15 protein-coding genes are annotated in these 15471 nt (G+C 63.8%); 2 read left to right on the top strand and 13 right to left on the bottom strand.

The genetic code is table 11. The features are described 5' to 3' along the window. Nucleotide 1: 1 nt before the first annotated feature. The 9 genes from AC4P1R_RS18985 to AC4P1R_RS18945 all read right to left on the bottom strand — a co-directional run bounded on the left by AC4P1R_RS18985 (nucleotide 2) and on the right by AC4P1R_RS18945 (nucleotide 9045). Complete coding sequence (locus AC4P1R_RS18985; protein ID WP_151613614.1) at nucleotides 2-1150, bottom strand: ABC transporter permease; 1149 nt, start codon at nucleotides 1148-1150, stop codon at nucleotides 2-4. After that, nucleotides 1147-2889, bottom strand: coding sequence for an ATP-binding cassette domain-containing protein (locus AC4P1R_RS18980; protein ID WP_151613613.1), 1743 nt, complete (start codon nucleotides 2887-2889; stop codon nucleotides 1147-1149). The genes AC4P1R_RS18985 and AC4P1R_RS18980 overlap by 4 nt, the downstream gene beginning before the upstream one ends. Then, nucleotides 2886-3893 (bottom strand): secretion protein HlyD, encoded by a 1008-nt coding sequence (gene hlyD / locus AC4P1R_RS18975; protein WP_151613612.1) that lies wholly within the window; start codon nucleotides 3891-3893, stop codon nucleotides 2886-2888. The genes AC4P1R_RS18980 and hlyD overlap by 4 nt, the downstream gene beginning before the upstream one ends. After that, nucleotides 3890-4582: a CerR family C-terminal domain-containing protein gene (locus tag AC4P1R_RS18970; protein WP_151613611.1), complete on the bottom strand. Its 693-nt coding sequence runs from the start codon at nucleotides 4580-4582 to the stop codon at nucleotides 3890-3892. Before AC4P1R_RS18970 ends, hlyD begins: the two co-directional genes overlap by 4 nt. Before the next feature lie 118 nt (nucleotides 4583-4700). Beyond that, nucleotides 4701-5879 carry an HPP family protein gene (locus AC4P1R_RS18965; protein WP_151613610.1) on the bottom strand — a complete coding sequence of 393 codons (1179 nt, stop codon included), beginning with the start codon at nucleotides 5877-5879 and terminating at the stop codon, nucleotides 4701-4703. Nucleotides 5880-6150: 271 nt separating this feature from the next. Next, the gene (locus AC4P1R_RS18960) at nucleotides 6151-7503 is read right to left on the bottom strand and encodes an ATP-binding protein (protein WP_151613609.1); all 1353 of its coding nucleotides are present in this window, start codon (nucleotides 7501-7503) and stop codon (nucleotides 6151-6153) included. Then, nucleotides 7500-8174, bottom strand: coding sequence for a response regulator (locus AC4P1R_RS18955; protein WP_151613608.1), 675 nt, complete (start codon nucleotides 8172-8174; stop codon nucleotides 7500-7502). The genes AC4P1R_RS18960 and AC4P1R_RS18955 overlap by 4 nt, the downstream gene beginning before the upstream one ends. 14 nt (nucleotides 8175-8188) lie before the next feature. Then, on the bottom strand, nucleotides 8189-8749 hold the full coding sequence (locus AC4P1R_RS18950; protein ID WP_151613607.1) for a cytochrome b/b6 domain-containing protein: 561 nt from the start codon (nucleotides 8747-8749) through the stop codon (nucleotides 8189-8191). After that, on the bottom strand, nucleotides 8749-9045 hold the full coding sequence (locus AC4P1R_RS18945) for a PepSY domain-containing protein (protein ID WP_069456604.1): 297 nt from the start codon (nucleotides 9043-9045) through the stop codon (nucleotides 8749-8751). Before AC4P1R_RS18945 ends, AC4P1R_RS18950 begins: the two co-directional genes overlap by 1 nt. A gap of 265 nt (nucleotides 9046-9310) precedes the next feature. Here AC4P1R_RS18945 and AC4P1R_RS18940 point away from each other — a divergent pair, with 265 nt between their 5' ends. Beyond that, the gene (locus tag AC4P1R_RS18940) at nucleotides 9311-11014 is read left to right on the top strand and encodes a phosphoethanolamine transferase (protein ID WP_151613606.1); all 1704 of its coding nucleotides are present in this window, start codon (nucleotides 9311-9313) and stop codon (nucleotides 11012-11014) included. Nucleotides 11015-11087: 73 nt separating this feature from the next. Here the strand turns inward: AC4P1R_RS18940 and AC4P1R_RS18935 are convergent, their stop codons facing one another. The 4 genes from AC4P1R_RS18935 to AC4P1R_RS18920 all read right to left on the bottom strand — a co-directional run bounded on the left by AC4P1R_RS18935 (nucleotide 11088) and on the right by AC4P1R_RS18920 (nucleotide 14636). After that, nucleotides 11088-11672 carry a hypothetical protein gene (locus AC4P1R_RS18935; RefSeq protein ID WP_492178484.1) on the bottom strand — a complete coding sequence of 195 codons (585 nt, stop codon included), beginning with the start codon at nucleotides 11670-11672 and terminating at the stop codon, nucleotides 11088-11090. Between the two features lie 390 nt (nucleotides 11673-12062). Then, complete coding sequence (locus tag AC4P1R_RS18930) at nucleotides 12063-13226, bottom strand: IS91 family transposase (RefSeq protein WP_492178103.1); 1164 nt, start codon at nucleotides 13224-13226, stop codon at nucleotides 12063-12065. 9 nt (nucleotides 13227-13235) lie between these two features. After that, nucleotides 13236-14105, bottom strand: coding sequence for a tyrosine-type recombinase/integrase (locus AC4P1R_RS18925; RefSeq protein WP_492178102.1), 870 nt, complete (start codon nucleotides 14103-14105; stop codon nucleotides 13236-13238). Between the two features lie 93 nt (nucleotides 14106-14198). Continuing rightward, nucleotides 14199-14636 (bottom strand): chemotaxis protein CheB, encoded by a 438-nt coding sequence (locus AC4P1R_RS18920; protein WP_492178483.1) that lies wholly within the window; start codon nucleotides 14634-14636, stop codon nucleotides 14199-14201. Between the two features lie 228 nt (nucleotides 14637-14864). On the opposite strand from AC4P1R_RS18920, the gene AC4P1R_RS18915 reads away from it, so the two are divergent. Beyond that, a complete protein-coding gene (locus AC4P1R_RS18915; RefSeq protein ID WP_069456405.1) occupies nucleotides 14865-15245 on the top strand; it encodes a hypothetical protein in 381 nt (126 codons plus the stop codon). Nucleotides 15246-15471 lie beyond the last annotated feature (226 nt).

The raw sequence follows: 15471 nt of genomic DNA, 5'->3' as shown, positions 1-15471 counted from the left end.
GTCAGCTGATCCTCTTCCTGGTATTGCGGGCGGCAAGTGCGAAGAAGATGGAGCCGATCAGCAGCATGACTGCGATCGCCTGTGCGAACATCGGCCAGATGTCGCCGGCCAGAAACACGGTCTGCAGGCTCGGGATCAGATAGCGCGCCGGCACCACATAGGTGATCCATTGTATGGCCGCCGGCATCGAATTGATCTCGAAGAGAAAGCCGGAGAGCAGGAAGGCTGGCAGGAAACCGGAGATCAGGGCGAGCTGCGAGGCGAGGAACTGGTTCTTGGTGACGGCTGAGATCAGCAGGCCTTGCCCGAGGGCGGGCATGAGGAAGGCGGCGGAGAGCACGTAAAGGGCGACGACCGAGCCGCGGAACGGCACGTCGAAGAGGAAGACCGCGATCAGCACGCAGAGCGTCATGGAGGTGAGCCCGAGAATGAAGTAGGGCAGGAGCTTGCCGGCGAGCAGTTCTGCGGCCGAAACCGGCGTCGCCATCATCGCCTCCATCGTGCCGCGCTCCCATTCTCGGGCGACGACGAGCGACGTCAGCAACGTGCCGACAAGCGTCATGACGATGGCGATCGAACCGGGAACGAGGAAGTTGCGGCTCGTCAGCTCGGGATTGAACCAGAAGCGCTGTTCGGCGGCGATCGACGGAGGGCGCGCCAGGCCTTCGTTGGTGCGCTGGCGTTCCCAGTTGGCAATGGCGCCCTGCGCATAGTTCTGGACGAAGTTGGCCGTATTCGGATCGGTGCCATCGACGAGCACCTGGACGGTCGGCTCGCGCCCTGCCGCAAGATCGGCGGCGAAGCTTGCCGGGATCACCACGAGGCCGCGCACGCGCCCGAGCACGAGGTCATCCTCGAAATCGCGGCGGTGCCGTCCCTCGACGACGGCAAAATAGCGCGAAGCCGCAAAGCTCGCGGCGAGATCGCGCGTGAGCGGCGTCTCGTCTTCGACGACGAGGCCGATCCGCGTGCGGGTCGTGTCCAGGGAAACACCATAGCCGAACAGGAAGAGGAGGATCATCGGCAGCACGAAGGCGATGAGGATGCTGCTTGGATCGCGGATGATCTGGTAGATTTCCTTGCGCACGAGGGCAGCGAAGCGGCGGCTGGCGCCGGCGCGTGCCTTTCGGCTTGGGGGCGCAACGATCATGCCGCCTGCTCCGACGCCTGGATCAGGGCAATGAAGGCGTCTTCCATGGAGGGATCCGGGAGGTTTTCGCTCGCGGCGCGCGTCTTCATCTCGTCGGGCGAGCCGAGCGCGATCGAGCGGCCGCGATAAATCAGGGAAATCCGGTCGCAATATTCTGCCTCGTCCATGAAATGGGTGGTGACGAGCACCGTCACGCCCTTTTCGACGAGGCCGTTGATATGGGTCCAGAATTCTCGGCGCGTGATCGGATCGACGCCGGAGGTCGGCTCGTCGAGGAAGAGCACTTCCGGCTCGTGCAGCACGGCACAGGCAAGCGCCAGCCGTTGCTTGAGGCCGAGCGGCAGATTCTTCGCCGACATGTCGGCGACTGGCCGGAAATCGAAGATATCCGTCATCAGGTCGATGCGTTCGCGTTTCCTGGCGCCCGACAGGCCATAGACGCCGGCGAAGAAATTCAGATTCTGACCGACGCTCAGATCGCCATAGAGGGAGAATTTCTGGGCCATATAGCCGAGCCGATTGCGCGCCGCCGGCGCATCGCGCCGCAAGTCGAAGCCGGCAACGCGGCCTTCCCCGGCGGTCGGCTTCAAGAGACCGCACAGCATCTTGAATGTGGTCGACTTGCCGGCGCCATTCGGCCCCAGCAGGCCGAAAATCTCGCCGCGGGGTATGTCGAAGGTGATGTCGGCGGCGGCGGTAAAATCGCCGAAGCGCTTTGTAAGCCCATGCGCCTCGATGACGGGCTGGTGATCTTCGGCGACGAAGGAGCGCTGGGCTTCCGCCAGCCGGGATCGGCCGCCGGGTCCGCCCCCGAGCATGTCGACGAATGCGTCCTCGAAACGCGGCGGCGCGGCGGTCGTGCGCGCCGAGGCTTCGTCGTCTGTCAAGCGCCGGGGAGGGGGAACGCCGGGCTTCATCACAAGGCGAATGGCTTCACCCTGGATCACCCCGTCGACGACGCCTTCATCGCCGAGCAGGCGCGCGAGCCGGTCGCGGCGCCGGCCATCGACGCCGGTGAGGCGGTAGACGCGGTCTTCGACGCGTGCGGTCATTTCCCGAGGCGGACCGGAAAACATGAGCCTGCCGCGGTTCAGCAAAAGGACGTGGTCACATGCTTCCGCCTCTTCGAGATAGGCAGTCGACCAGACGACGCCGATGCCTTCCTCCGTCAGCTTTCGGACCATCTGCCACAGGTCGCGCCGCGATATCGGATCGACGCCGACGCCCGGTTCATCGAGGAGCAGCAATTGCGGCTTGCGCAACAGCGCGCAGGCGAGGCCGAGCTTCTGCTTCATGCCGCCGGAAAGCCGGCCGGCAAGACGCGTCGTGAAGCGGCCGAGGTCGGTGAAATCGAGCAGTTCGGCGAAGGTGCGGGCGCGCTCCGGCGTGGGCAGCCCGCGCAGATCGGCGTAAAGGTCGAGGTTCTCCCGCACCGAAAGGTCCTCATAGAGGCCGAAGCGTTGTGGCATATAGCCGATGGCCGCCTGTATCTCGGCGGGATTCCGGCGGGTGTCATGGCCAAGCACCTCGACGCTCCCTTCGTCGGGCAGCATCAGCCCCGTCATCAGCCGGATCAGGGTCGTCTTGCCGGCGCCGTCCGGACCGACGAGACCGGTGATCTCCCCGCCACGGATGGTCGCTTCGATGCCGTCGAGCGCCGGCGGCGCCTGAGCGAAGCGCTTGGTGACTGCCGTCAGCCGCGCAAAGGGCGCGGGGCTCGGCTCGTTGCGGCGCGTCATCGCGACGCCTCCTCCTCGGGCCGGAGGTGGATCGTCACCGGCATGCCCTGGCGCAGGTCGGGACCGGGGTCCGTGACGACGATCCTGAGCCTGTAGACAAGGTCGGTTCTGAGTTCCGGCGTCTCGACCGATTTCGGCGTGAATTCCGCCACGGGTGAGATGAAGCCGACCGTGCCCCGATAGGGCTGCTCGGGACCGGTGTCCGAGGCAACCGTCACCTTCATGCCGGGATGGACGCGCCCGAGATCGGTTTCGGGGACATAGGCGCGGACCCAGACCGGCTTTGTGAGCGACAGGACATAAACCGTGTCGGCGGGGGAAACGATCGCCCCGGTTTCGCGCACGCGTGACAGAACGATCCCGTCGTTGGGCGCAAGCAATGCCGCGTCCTCGACCGCGGTACGGGCGCTTGCGACCTTGGCCTCCGCCGCAGCAAGCTGCGCTTCCGCCGCCGCGATGTCCTCCGGGCGGCTGCCCTCCTCGATGAGGGCGAGGGCCTCGCGTGCCGATGCGGCGCGCGCGGCGGCGGCGGCGCGGGTGGCACTCGCCTGGTCGAGTTCGGCCTGCGAGATCGTGCCGGCCGGCCGCAATCGCTCGGCACGCTCGTGGGCAAGCCTGGCATTTTCCAGTTCCGCAAGCCGCTCCTCATGGGTGGCCCGTGCCTGGGCAATCTCGCTCTCTCGGGCACCGGCCTTCAGCTTCGCGAGCGCGGCCCGCAGGGCGTCGGCTTCCGCTTTCGCCGCGTCCAAAGCCTGCTGGAGCGGCGCGGCATCCAGGCGGGCGATCAGATCGCCGGCCTTGACGGCGTCGCCCTCGTCGACGAGCAGTTCGGCGATGCGGCCGCTGACGCGAAAACCGAGCGACACCTGACGGATGTCGACATTGCCATAGAGAATTCCGTTCCGGCGCGTCTCCACCCAGCCAAGCCGCTCCGGTGCGTCGAACCACCAGCCGCCGGCGAGGACTGCCGCGAGAAGAAGCACGATCAGGACGACTCTTCTCATGGCCGGTCGCTCTTCTCGGCGCCAAGCACGGCCACGAGTTCGGCGGCGTGGCGCTGCAGGATTTCAAGCTCCCGCGGCCCGGCCGTCTTCCATTCGAGCTGGGTGAAGACAGCCGCATGGGCGGTGCGGAAGACCAGTACGCTCCCGACGAAGGACAGCGTCCTGAGCCTAATGTGTTCCGATGCCGGATTCTCCCCCAGAATGGCGCCGATCAAACGGCGCGCCATCTCTATCATGGGCCGCATGATCTGACCGTAGATGCGTTGGAAGGCCTCCGTCGGCTCCATCTGCTCGCGGATGATGAACCGTGCCCAGCTTTCCGATTGCTTGCTGACGAAGAGCGTCATCATTCTTTGAGCCATCTGCGTGAGAAGGCCACGCGCTTCGGTGGACGTCATCTGCCTGCCCTCGACGTCGAGTTCGGCGAAACGGTTCTGCAGCGCAGCCCGCAGCTCGCCGACATGGGCTCCGATGAGCGAAGCCAGGTGCTCGGCTGCGGCGACATAGAGGCCTTCCTTGCCGCCGAAATAATAGGGAATCGCCTGGAGGTTGACGCCTGCCGCATCGGCAAGTTTGCGCGTCGTCGCAGCCTCGAAGCCATAGCGCCCGAAGACGCCAATGGAGGAATTGAGGAGCTTCTCGCGGGTTGCGTCGCCGCGCGGCGGTATCGTCAGATCGGCTTTCGTCATGACAGGCATCCTGCTTCAATCAAGCGATTAAGTCAATCGAATGAATTCGAATAGCCGGCGAGAATCGCCGGTATATAGGCGATTCAATTCGCTGAAGAAGGCCGGCGAGTCGCCGCGCTCAGGCGACGTCGCGCATGCGCGCATCGGCCTCGATCCGCCTCTGGAACAGGGCGGCGATCAGGTCGGATTGCGTGACGATGCCGACGATGCGGTTATCCGCATCCACGATCGGCATGTGATGCAGGCCCATATCCGCCATCGGCGGCACGAGCTTGGCAATCATCGTTTCGGGCAAGGCGGATTGCACGCGCCGTGTCATGATTTCGGAGACGAGGCGAGGGGACTTCGGCGGAAGACCGATGACGTTGCCGACGCGCTCGCGGAGCCCGGTTTGTAGCCGCCCCTCCGGCGTCAGCACCGCGTGCTTCATGAAGTCGGTCTGGGTGATGATGCCGACAAGGCCATCCTTTTCGGTAACGACCGGCAAAGCGCTGATGCGGTGTTCGACGAGCATCCGCCAGGCGTGCCGCAAGGCGGTATCCGGTGAGACGGTCGCCACGTCGCGCGACATGATCTCGCCGCAGGTGATTTCACCGGATCGGCGGGTAAAGGCGCGAATCTGGGCCTGATGAATGAACCCATCCAGTTCCTCGGGGCTGACATCGACGACCTCGCCATATTGCGCCAGCACCGCATGCAGATCTTCCGGCACGACGCCGAGGCGCTGGCTTGGCAGCGGATCGTCGGTGCTGTGCGGATTGGCGGCGGGTGCGAGATGCGGATAGCGCCGACCGGTCAGATTGTTGAAAACGAGTGCGACGACGAGGATGAGCAGCGAGTTGATGGCGACCGGCGAAAACACGAAGGCATAGCCCGCCTCTCGAATGGCCGGCCCGCCGAGCACGGCCGTGAGCGCAACCGCGCCGCTTGGCGGATGCAGGCAGCCGAGAAGCAGCATAACCCCGATCGCAACCGCGACGGCGATGGCCGCGGCGACGACCGGGTCCGGGATGAGAAGCGCACAGGTGACCCCGACCGCCGAAGAGACGATGTTGCCGCCGAGGATCGACCAGGGCTGCGCCAGCGGGCTCGACGGCGCGGCGAAGAGCAATACGGCGGAGGCGCCCATCGGCGCGATGAGGAGCGGCAGGCTCGCATCGTCGCCAACCGCGAGCGTGCTGATGAATCCGGTCAATAGTATCCCCAGGAGCGCGCCGCATGACGAGCGAAGCCGTTCGACCTGGCTGATCGGCGCGAGGGAGGGAATCAGGCGAAGCAGGAATGTAGCCTTGGACATGGATGCTCGGGACTATGGGGTGCGAACTATGAGGCTGCTCTGGGCTGCGGGGCAAATATGCACGGCTCAATAGCATGTGACGTTAGTTTGGGCACGAAATTCGCATCCAAGAAAACTTGCCGGATTAAAAAATATGCATCGTGCCTGTTAAATGTCACACGAGGATACGCGCCGCGCATCTGAAAGACGCGCTGGACTCTTTGAACCTGCGCAGGGAGCTTTCCGAAAATCGGGTACGGGTTTCGGGCCGACGCACTGAAGAGCGAGGAGTTTACTCGGATGCCGTGAAGACGATCGCGATTTTCGTGCCGCGGTCGCGCGCCGTGTCGATTGCGATTTTCGCCTTGTGGAGTTCGGCGATGCGGTGAACGATTTTCAGGCCCAGCCCAAGCTGGCCCGAGCGCTTGACGTAGCCCAGATCCTCGTTGTGCTCCGGCAGGTCGACGAGACCGCGGCCATTATCCTCGACGGTCACCTGCGGACCGGGCCCGCAGGTGACGATGATGGCGGTGCCCGCGGGGTTATGCTTGACCGCGTTTTCGATCAGATTTCTGAGCATGTTCTCGACCAGCCCGGGGATTACGGTCACCGGCGCCGTGCCGTGGTCGATGAACTCGATCGACTTGCCCTGATCGAAGACGAAGGGTGCCGTTGCTTCCGCGACCGCGGCGCCGATTTCGGAGAGGCTGGCGCGCCGGTAGGCGGAAGGGTCGACGACATCGGCGCGGGCAAGCGAGGTCAGTTGCTCCAGGATATGGGTGAGCGCGTCGAGGTCGCGTTCGGCATTGCGCGCACGGGGATCGGCGATACGGCCCAGTTCCATCTTGGCGATCGCGACCGGCGTGCGGATTTCATGCGCGATCGAGGAGGAGAAGAGTTTCTGCGATTGGATGAGATCGCCGAGGCGCGCGAGCAGCCGGTTGACGGCGCTCACGAGGCGTTCGATCTCCTGCGGCATGCGGGCTGCCGGCAGGCGCGCGCCGCTGTCGCGCGGGTCGATGGCGTCGGCCGCCCTGACAGCCATCGCCACGGGCTTGAGCGCACTGCGGATCGACCAGATCGTCGCCCCGATGACGAGGCAGAACATCAGCGTCATCGGCACGATCATCGAATCGAACATCTCGTGCAGCAGGGCATCGTACATGAAGCCGTTCGGGTCCTTGATGATCGCCAGTTCGACGAGAACCGGCATGCCGTTGCGATCGAAGGATTGCCCGCCGGCGATGCTGAAGGGCTTACCCGGCTTGATCACGCGCTTCCAGAAACTCGGCACGTCGACGCTCAAAGGCAGAAAGTGCTCGGCGCATTCGGTCGCACAGTTGGAAAAGAGCACCGAGCCGGAACCGGTACGCACCCGGACATAAATGGCGCCCTCGTCACCGGGGCGCACCCGGTAGCGCTCCTGCAAGTCGTGACCCGGCCTAAAGGTGAGACGTCCGTCGTGCCTGGTGATCGCCCGCGAAAATGTCGCTGTCTCCTGCTGCAGCATCAGAATGCTGAGCTTGTAGTCGTCGAACCAATAATCGGCGAAGACGACGCCGATCTGCAGCACCATCGCGAGCAGCGAAAACGCGATGATGCGTCGCGCGACGATGCCGATCAGCGACGGGTTTTCTTCTTTCATGCGGCGGTCCTCAGGAGATAGCCGATGCCGCGCACGGTTTCGATCGATACGCCGGTGTCGAGCGGCTGCAATCGCTTTCGTACCCGGGACACGGCGAGTTCCAGCGCATTGGCGCTGAGTTCCTGTCCATACTCGGAGAGGGCGACCTCGAGCCGGCGTTTTGGAACGACGCGTCCGACCTCACGCATCAGGATCTCGATCAGGGACCGTTCGCGCGGCGGCAGCGGCACGACGGACCCGTCGCAGCAAAGTTCCGCCGTGGCAGGATCGAAGCGCAGGGCACCGGCTTCCAGCACCGGCTGGATTGCGAGCGGGTTACGCCGAAGCATGGCCCTGCAGCGCGACAGTAATTCGCGGTGGTGGAACGGCTTCACCAGATAATCGTCGGCGCCGGCGTCCAGTCCCTGAACGCGCTCGTCGACCGAGCCGCGCGCCGTGATGATCAATACGGGCAAGCCGGCATGCTCTTGCCTTATCCATCTCAACAGGTCGAGCCCGTCGCCATCCGGCAGTCCGAGATCAAGGAGTACAAGATCGTGCTCCCGATCTGCGATTGCGGCCTCTGCCGCGCGCACGCTTGAAACCGCATCGAGCCGCCAGCCGGCCTCACGCATGGTCTCGCCCACCAGTTCGATGAGGCGTGGGCTGTCTTCGACGAGCAGCAGGCGCATGCTTTTCCTTGACTTCAAGCCTTCTTACGGCCGGTGACCATCGACCATATGAGGTTTTCTCTAAAGTGCCAACTTTCGACAACTGCGGCGAAAGCATGCACCCCGGCAAGGACCAGGATAAGGTTCGCCAGCACCTCGTGACCTTCCTCGAGCAGCTTGTTGCCCCAGAAGGCATCGAGCGTCGTCAGCCAGCCGGATGCGCCGACCGCCGCCAGCAGAACCATCAGCAGCACCATCATCCAGCCTGCGGCAGGATTATGCCCGATGTGGCGCTCGGCTTTGCCCGCGGCAAAGACACGCAGATATCGCAGGACGGCGGCCGGTCCGCGGACGAAGTCGGAGAAACGGGCATGTCTCGTGCCGAGGAAGCCCCAGACAAAGCGCAAGCCGAGCAGCGTCAGCGCCGTATAGCCCACGTAACGGTGCGCCATCTTGCCCGGGGACAGGAGAAACAGGTTGAGGGCACAGCACGTCACTACACCCCAATGAAAGAGGCGAACCAGCGGGTCCCAGACACGGAGGCCGCCGCCGCGGGAGGCGATTGCCTCCCGCTTTGCAACTGTCGACTCCGGCATCAGTCGTCAATCTCCGCCCTGACGATTTCGGCGTTCACGGGGTTCATATAGACCTCGGCTCGCTCGTGCTTCGTCGTGAAGGCGTAGATCTCATAGCACGTGCCGGCCACCTTGACGGTTCGCACGTCGGAATAGCCGGCCTCCTGAAGCTTCGAGGCCGCCTCCTCCGGTTTCATCCAGGCCGATTTGGGCGCTTTCGTGCAGACAGCATCGTCGTCGTCGGCCAAAGCCGAGCCGGGGAGGGCCAAGCCGGGAAGGGCGACGGCCGCCAACGCACAGAGAAACATCGATTTCATAAAATGCTCCTTTGACCAAGAGGCCGCCCTCGGGAACGGCCATGCGGAACCTGACGTCGCAAAGCTGTCGAAACCCTGTCGGTGGCCAAAATCAGCGGTGCGCCTCCGCCTCCTCGGCCGGTCCCTGACAGGAATTCGACGGTTTGCCCGGATTACTGGCGAATGGCTCGAGGGTGCCGGCGGTCGGTTGCATTCACGCAATCGATGGCGACCCCGTGATGCTGCGACGCGATTGAGCGAGCAGCTTCCGCTTGGAGAGATTGTTTTGGCTGTTTTCAGAATTCGCCCACCCGAAATCGGTAGCGTGGCCCTGAGTGCCCTCGTCACGCTCTACTTGCTGCTGGCAGCCAACAGGGCCTTCTGGAGCCATGCCGTGGTCTATTTCGACGGCGCATGGCCAGGATTGCTGGCACTCGGCGTGGCGCTCTGGCTCACGACCTTTTCAGTCCTGACGGCATTATCCATGAAGTACGTCGCGAAGCCGGTCCTGATCTTCTCCATTCTCGTCTCGGTTTCCGCCTCCTATTTCGTCGACACGTTCGGCGTCATCATCGACAAGGACATGATCGGCAATGTCACGGCCACCACCGGAGCCGAGGCGGGCCATCTGCTGACCGGCAGCCTTGCGCTTCATCTCGCTCTTTATGCTCTCGTGCCCGCACTTCTGATCGCCTGGATCAAAATCACGCACAGGCGGTTCTTCGCCAAAGCAGGCGTCAATTTCCTCTTCATCGGCCCATCGCTCATCCTGAGCGGTCTGCTCATCTACGGCAATTTCGCCACCATCGCCTATGCGTTGCGGGAGCACAGGGACTTGATGCCCCGCTTCAATCCGGCGGGACCGATCACGTCGGCGGTGCGTTACGGTCTTTCGACCTATCGCGAGCGCAACCTGGTGGTTCAGCCACTCGGAACCGATGCACATGTCGGGCAGCGACTCGCGAGAGCCGGAAAGCCCGTGGTCGTCGTCGTGGTCGCCGGCGAAACGGCCCGGGCGATGAACTTTTCACTGAATGGTTACAAGCGGGACACGAATCCAGAACTCGGGGCGCTCGGAGGGACCATCAACTATCGAAATGTGACGAGTTGCGGCACGGCGACCGCCGTTTCACTGCCCTGCATGTTTTCCGTCTATACGCACAAGCAGTACAGCGACTGGAAGGCCCGCTCCACCGAAAACCTGGTGAACGTGCTGACCCATGCCGGCGTTCCCGTGACCTGGTGGGACAACAACACCGGCAGCAAGGGCATTGCCGACCTCATCAGCTTTGCCAGAATGACCCACAGTAAGGAAAGCCCACTTTGCAACAATGGCGAATGCCTCGATGAAATCTTCCTCGACGAACTGGACCGAAAGCTCGGCGCGACGACGAAGAACAGCGTCATCGTGCTGCACCAGCTCGGCAGCCATGGGCCCTCCTATTACCTGCGCTACCCGGAGGCTTATCGCCGCTTTCGGCCGGATTGCCGGACAGCCGAGTTGATGAACTGCACGACCGACGAAATCGTCAATGCCTATGACAATACGATCCTCTACACCGACCATATCCTCGCGAGCGTTGCCCGACTCATCGAAAAGCACCATGATCACGTTTCCGGGGCGATGATCTACATGTCGGATCACGGAGAGTCGCTCGGCGAAAACGGCATCTACCTGCACGGCGCGCCCTATGCGATCGCCCCGAAGGAGCAGACGCAGGTGCCTTTCATCGCCTGGTTCTCCAAAGTCTATCAGGAGGAAATGGGGGTCGATATCGCTTGCTTGGCGAAAGACGCCAATTTACCGAAGTCGCACGACAACCTTTTCCACACGGTGCTCGGCATGATGGATGTGCAAACGGGCGTCTATGACCGGTCCCTTGACGCCTTCGCCGCCTGTACGCCGTCTCCGGACGGAGAAAGAAACGGAGCGCCGGGATACCACGCGGCGGGCGAAGCCAAGGCTGCGACTTTGGCCAATGCTCTCTGAATTTGGCCGAAGCGGCTTGAAGTCATCGCACTTTCCGACCTGGAGCATGAGTAGGGGGTACTCCCTGATCGCGTCAAAGCTCGCCACTTGGCTTTGTTGCCGCCGATGTCAGACCCGAACCCGACATGCGGGGCTCGGGCTCTACGAGTCCGACCATCAAATGCAGCCACTCGGAAACCTGATTCGCCTCGCGGTCCAATGAACTGATCCTTTCGTCCAGGCCCTCGGAAGCGTCCCCGGAAAAAGTCGGCTCATGCCTCAGTCGTTTTGCGAGCGTGGCTTCTTCTATGAGGGCGCCGAAGAGCGACGACAGAAGCGCCTCACGAGTGTCCGCTTGTCCGCTCAAGAGGCTCTCCGCCGAATAGGCATGGCCCGACCGGCAGCGATAGCGTAGCACGCGGTGGTCTTTCAGCTCGTAGAGCGCGCTGTGGCAATAGGGGCAGTTCAGTCCAGACGGTGTACTCATTCGTTCCAGTTCCCACCAGTCCTCGACCCTGAATATCCCTCCAGCAATACGGTTTTCGATCTGCATCAACCTTTGCAGAGTTTGGTCGTCCGGTGGCGGCGCGTCATTGGCAAGCTCAACGAAGAGGCGTGCCATCTCGTCCAGCTTACACACCCTGTCAACCGAGACGTGGCGAATGGCGCTCAACGGCATGGAGCGAGACGTTGCCTCGCCAGGCTCCTGCACGATTGTGAATCTGGAGGGTTCTGTGAGGTCGCGCTGGGATGCGCTGGCGACCGGACGCGATGCGCGACCTCATTGAAGCCGGATTGAACTGGCCCGCTGACGCTGGCACGGCGCTATGGATTTAGTGCTGCGGCGTTTGAGCTTGGCGCGCCGGTATTGATGGTGCGCGCCGTTGCGGCAAGGGTGATGCCGCAGTGGGGCGGCGTCCTGCGCTGGCGCGGCGGGGCTGCCCGGGGGCTTGGGCGCGCTGGTGACAGCCCCGATCCCGCCCGGGATGGCGCAGGGGGCACAGCTCCGCCTTGCCTCGACGAGGGCCGGTGCGGCAAGGCTGTCGGAAGCGATGGGCGCGGCGGCTATTCATGACGTATCGGGCCATAACCGCGCTGGCGGCAGCCTGGCGGTGATGCGCAGGATGCCGCCGCAGCAGGGACAGACGGTCGGATCGAAGGGCGCGCGCTGGCAACCTTCGGCCCGGCGGCGCTCCGGCGGGGCATCGGCCAGCAATCGCCTGATGATTGCGAGCCGGGTGCGGCGAATGCCGTTGGCGAGGAAACCGTAGTGGCGGATGCGGTGGAAGCCGTCGGGCAGACAGTGGAGCAGGAAACGGCGGATGAACTCGTGCGGCGCCATCGTCATGGAGCGCGGTGCATTGCCATGGCGATAATCGCGCCAGCGGAAGGTCACGCCGGTGTCGTCGGCGCTCACGAGACGGCTGTTGGCGATGGCGACGCGGTGGGTATAGCGGCCGAGATAGGAAAGGACCTGTTCGGGCGATCCGAACGGCGGCTTGGCATAGACGACCCAGCGCTTCTTGCGCAGCGGACGCAGCGCCCGGGCCAGGGCATTGCCGTCGCCAAGCGGTTCGAGGGCGCCGAAGAAATGCAGGCCTCCGGCCGCCTGTGCCGCCTGCAAGCGCTCGAGGAACAGGCGGCGGAACAGTCGGGAGAGCACCCGGACCGGCAGGAAGAAACGGCGGCGGCGACAGGCGATCCAGCGTCCGCCGTCGGCGGACAAGGCGCCGCCGGGTACGAGGCAGTGGAGATGCGGGTGATGAGTCAGCGTCTGCCCCCAGGTGTGGAGGATGGCAAGGAAGCCGAGTTCGCCACCGAGATGCTTGGGATCGGCGGCAATGGTCTTGAGCGTCTCGGCGGTAGCCTCGAACAGGATTGTATAGACCTGCCGCTTGTTCTGATAGGCGATCGCGGCGATCTCGGCCGGCATGGTGAACACGACATGGAAGTACGGCACCGGCAACAGATCGGCCTCTCGGTCGGCGAGCCAGCGCTCGCGCGCGGCACCCTGGCATTTGGGGCAGTGGCGGTTGCGGCACGAATTATAGGCGACGCGGCTCAAGGCGCAGTCGTCGCAGGTCTCGACATGGCCGCCGAGCGCCGCCGTTCGGCACAGCTCGATCGCCGCCATGACGCGGCGCTCCCCCCGGCCGAGATGACCGTCATGGACACGACGATAGGCGAGGCCATGGCGGCGGAAGATCTCCGCCACCTCCAGCGCTGGCCGCATGGCGCGATCTCAGGCCGGCGGCACCACCTCGAGGCGCAACCGATCGAGCGGGCTCTCGGTCCGGGCGATCGTGGTTGTCGCCACCTGCGTGTAGCGCGCCGTCGTCGACAGGTGGGTGTGGCCGAGCAGCACCTGGATGATCCGGATATCGACGCCGCTCTCGAGCAGATGGGTGGCAAAGCTGTGCCGCAGCGTGTGCACGCTGACCCGCTTGGTCAATCCCGCCGCCTTGGTCGCCGAACGGCAGGCGGCATAAAGCACCTGCACATCGATCGGCTTGTCGCCGCGTCCGGGAAACAGCCAGTCCCCGGGGCGCGCCAGCCGCCAATAGACGCGCAGGATGCCAAGCAGCTGCGACGAGAGCATCACCGTGCGATCCTTGGCGCCCTTGCCGTGCCGGACCTGGATCACCATGCGCTGGCTGTCTATATCGGCGACCTTCAGGCTCACCACCTCCGAAGCGCGCAGGCCCGCGGCATAGGCGGCCGTCAGCGCCGTGCGCGCCTTCAGGGATGGTACCGCTTCGAGAAACCGCACGACCTCGTCGGCGCTCAAGATCGCCGGCAGCTTGCGCGGCGTGCGCGCATAGGCAATCCGCTCGGGAATCTCGGCCCGGTCCAGCGTCACGCCGTAGAAGAAGCGCAATGCGCAAACCGTCTGGTTGAGCGCCGGCCAGGAGATGCCCTGCGACACCAGGTACACCTGGTAGGCGCGCACATCCTCCAGCCCCAGTCGATCCGGTGAACGGCCAAAATAACGGCTGAACTTTGTCACGGCATGCAGGTAGGATCGTTGCGTGGCCGGCGACAGGTTGCGGAGCGTCATGTCGTCGATCATGCGGCGGCGCAGCGGGTTCACCGCTGCCGGGGCGTCGGTCATCGGTCGGTCTCCTGGTCAGGGGTTGGTTCTCAACACCCCAACATCCCATCAGGAGACCGCGCCTCCAATGCCCACCTCTCCCGCGTCAGCGGGTTAGTTCAATCCTCCACGGTCCTTGATGGCAAGCAATCCGGAGGTCCCGTCGTTCAATTGTCCAGTGAGAACCACCCCGACCGCAGCCGAGCCATAGGCGATTGCTGCCGATCGGAATAACGGGTCAATTGCCGGTCGGGCCAGATTCTCACGAGGGCCGTGCGACAGCCGGATGTAGCCCCTCTCGAGGAGCATGTGACGGTCCGGTGGCGCGACATAGATCGCGCCGGGTTCAAACAACTCCGCGGTCTTTGGATGGATGGCGGGAAGCGGCCCGGCGTTGCTGAGCAGGTAAGGCAGCATACCGGGGCTATGGGGTGCAACGTGCTGGGCAACGAAGATCGGGGCCGGAAATCCCGCTGGCAGTTTGGACACCAGGTCGCACAAGGCATCAATGCCGCTGAGCGATGCGCCGATTACGAAAATCCGGTCCTTCATACAAAATCTTTAGGCTCCAATTGCCCGATCCGCCTTGAGGCAAATCAACTGAGAGGCCGACATTGCTGGCCGGCACCGATACGGGCGGTTTTCACCGCCCGACCGCTTGACCGGCGCAGGGCAAAACTGTCGGTCATGCGGCAAATCTGATAGACTTGGCTTCGGAGCCGCGGCCCTGTTTTATTCTCTCACGGTGAACGTGGCGTTGCCCAACCAAGGAGGGAACCGATGAAATTCGTTGGGATTCAGATTCTTCCCGAACGCGGCGGCAAGGCGGGCTACACCGTCGAATTCGTCGGCGCGGACGGCGAGATCGTGACGGTCCTATGTCCGCAAAATGCCGAAGGCACGCTCAACCGGTTGAATGCCGTTTCCCGTGCAAAGGAAATCCTGGCCGCTGCTGCAGAGGCCGAGGAGATCCCGCCCGGCATCACCGCCACGAGGCGATCCGCATCGGTGCCGGCAGGCACCCTGGCAAGCGCGCGCCAGGCGCATGACCAGCAGGCGATGGAAGAGCAATTGGAGGAGGGGCTCGAGGATACGTTTCCGGCAAGCGATCCCGTCTCCATCACCAGTTCGACGATCCCGCGGGGCACGCCGCGGCGGTGAGCGCGCCACAATCGGAGCGAGCTTTGGTCTTGCAAGGCCGGGGCACTTGGCCGTCCCCTCCCAACGCGTCAGCGCTGTGCCGCTCGTTTACCTTAACCTCTTGAGTTTCTATATCTTGTGCGGAAATCGATTCCGATGCGGAAGAGAATGCGCTAGACCTCTTCGAAAGGTCTTCGTAATGGAAGCACCTATGCGCCTTCAGCCCGCCGGCGCCGATTGATCAATT

The organism is Sinorhizobium sp. Y406 (genome assembly GCF_058732025.1).
Note: the sequence above shows the minus strand (reverse complement) of the source record. Positions and strands in the feature narration are given on the sequence as shown.

Excerpts from the sequence above, each read along its gene's own strand:
- AC4P1R_RS18985 (WP_151613614.1), bottom strand. The coding sequence starts at position 1,150 with ATGATCGTTGCGCCCCCAAGCCGAAAGGCACGCGCCGGCGCCAGCCGC.
- AC4P1R_RS18980 (WP_151613613.1), bottom strand. The coding sequence starts at position 2,889 with ATGACGCGCCGCAACGAGCCGAGCCCCGCGCCCTTTGCGCGGCTGACG.
- hlyD (WP_151613612.1), bottom strand. The coding sequence starts at position 3,893 with ATGAGAAGAGTCGTCCTGATCGTGCTTCTTCTCGCGGCAGTCCTCGCC.
- AC4P1R_RS18970 (WP_151613611.1), bottom strand. The coding sequence starts at position 4,582 with ATGACGAAAGCCGATCTGACGATACCGCCGCGCGGCGACGCAACCCGC.
- AC4P1R_RS18965 (WP_151613610.1), bottom strand. The coding sequence starts at position 5,879 with ATGTCCAAGGCTACATTCCTGCTTCGCCTGATTCCCTCCCTCGCGCCG.
- AC4P1R_RS18960 (WP_151613609.1), bottom strand. The coding sequence starts at position 7,503 with ATGAAAGAAGAAAACCCGTCGCTGATCGGCATCGTCGCGCGACGCATC.
- AC4P1R_RS18955 (WP_151613608.1), bottom strand. The coding sequence starts at position 8,174 with ATGCGCCTGCTGCTCGTCGAAGACAGCCCACGCCTCATCGAACTGGTG.
- AC4P1R_RS18950 (WP_151613607.1), bottom strand. The coding sequence starts at position 8,749 with ATGCCGGAGTCGACAGTTGCAAAGCGGGAGGCAATCGCCTCCCGCGGC.
- AC4P1R_RS18945 (WP_069456604.1), bottom strand. The coding sequence starts at position 9,045 with ATGAAATCGATGTTTCTCTGTGCGTTGGCGGCCGTCGCCCTTCCCGGC.
- AC4P1R_RS18935 (WP_492178484.1), bottom strand. The coding sequence starts at position 11,672 with ATGCCGTTGAGCGCCATTCGCCACGTCTCGGTTGACAGGGTGTGTAAG.
- AC4P1R_RS18930 (WP_492178103.1), bottom strand. The coding sequence starts at position 13,226 with ATGCGGCCAGCGCTGGAGGTGGCGGAGATCTTCCGCCGCCATGGCCTC.
- AC4P1R_RS18925 (WP_492178102.1), bottom strand. The coding sequence starts at position 14,105 with ATGACCGACGCCCCGGCAGCGGTGAACCCGCTGCGCCGCCGCATGATC.
- AC4P1R_RS18920 (WP_492178483.1), bottom strand. The coding sequence starts at position 14,636 with ATGAAGGACCGGATTTTCGTAATCGGCGCATCGCTCAGCGGCATTGAT.
- AC4P1R_RS18915 (WP_069456405.1), top strand. The coding sequence starts at position 14,865 with ATGAAATTCGTTGGGATTCAGATTCTTCCCGAACGCGGCGGCAAGGCG.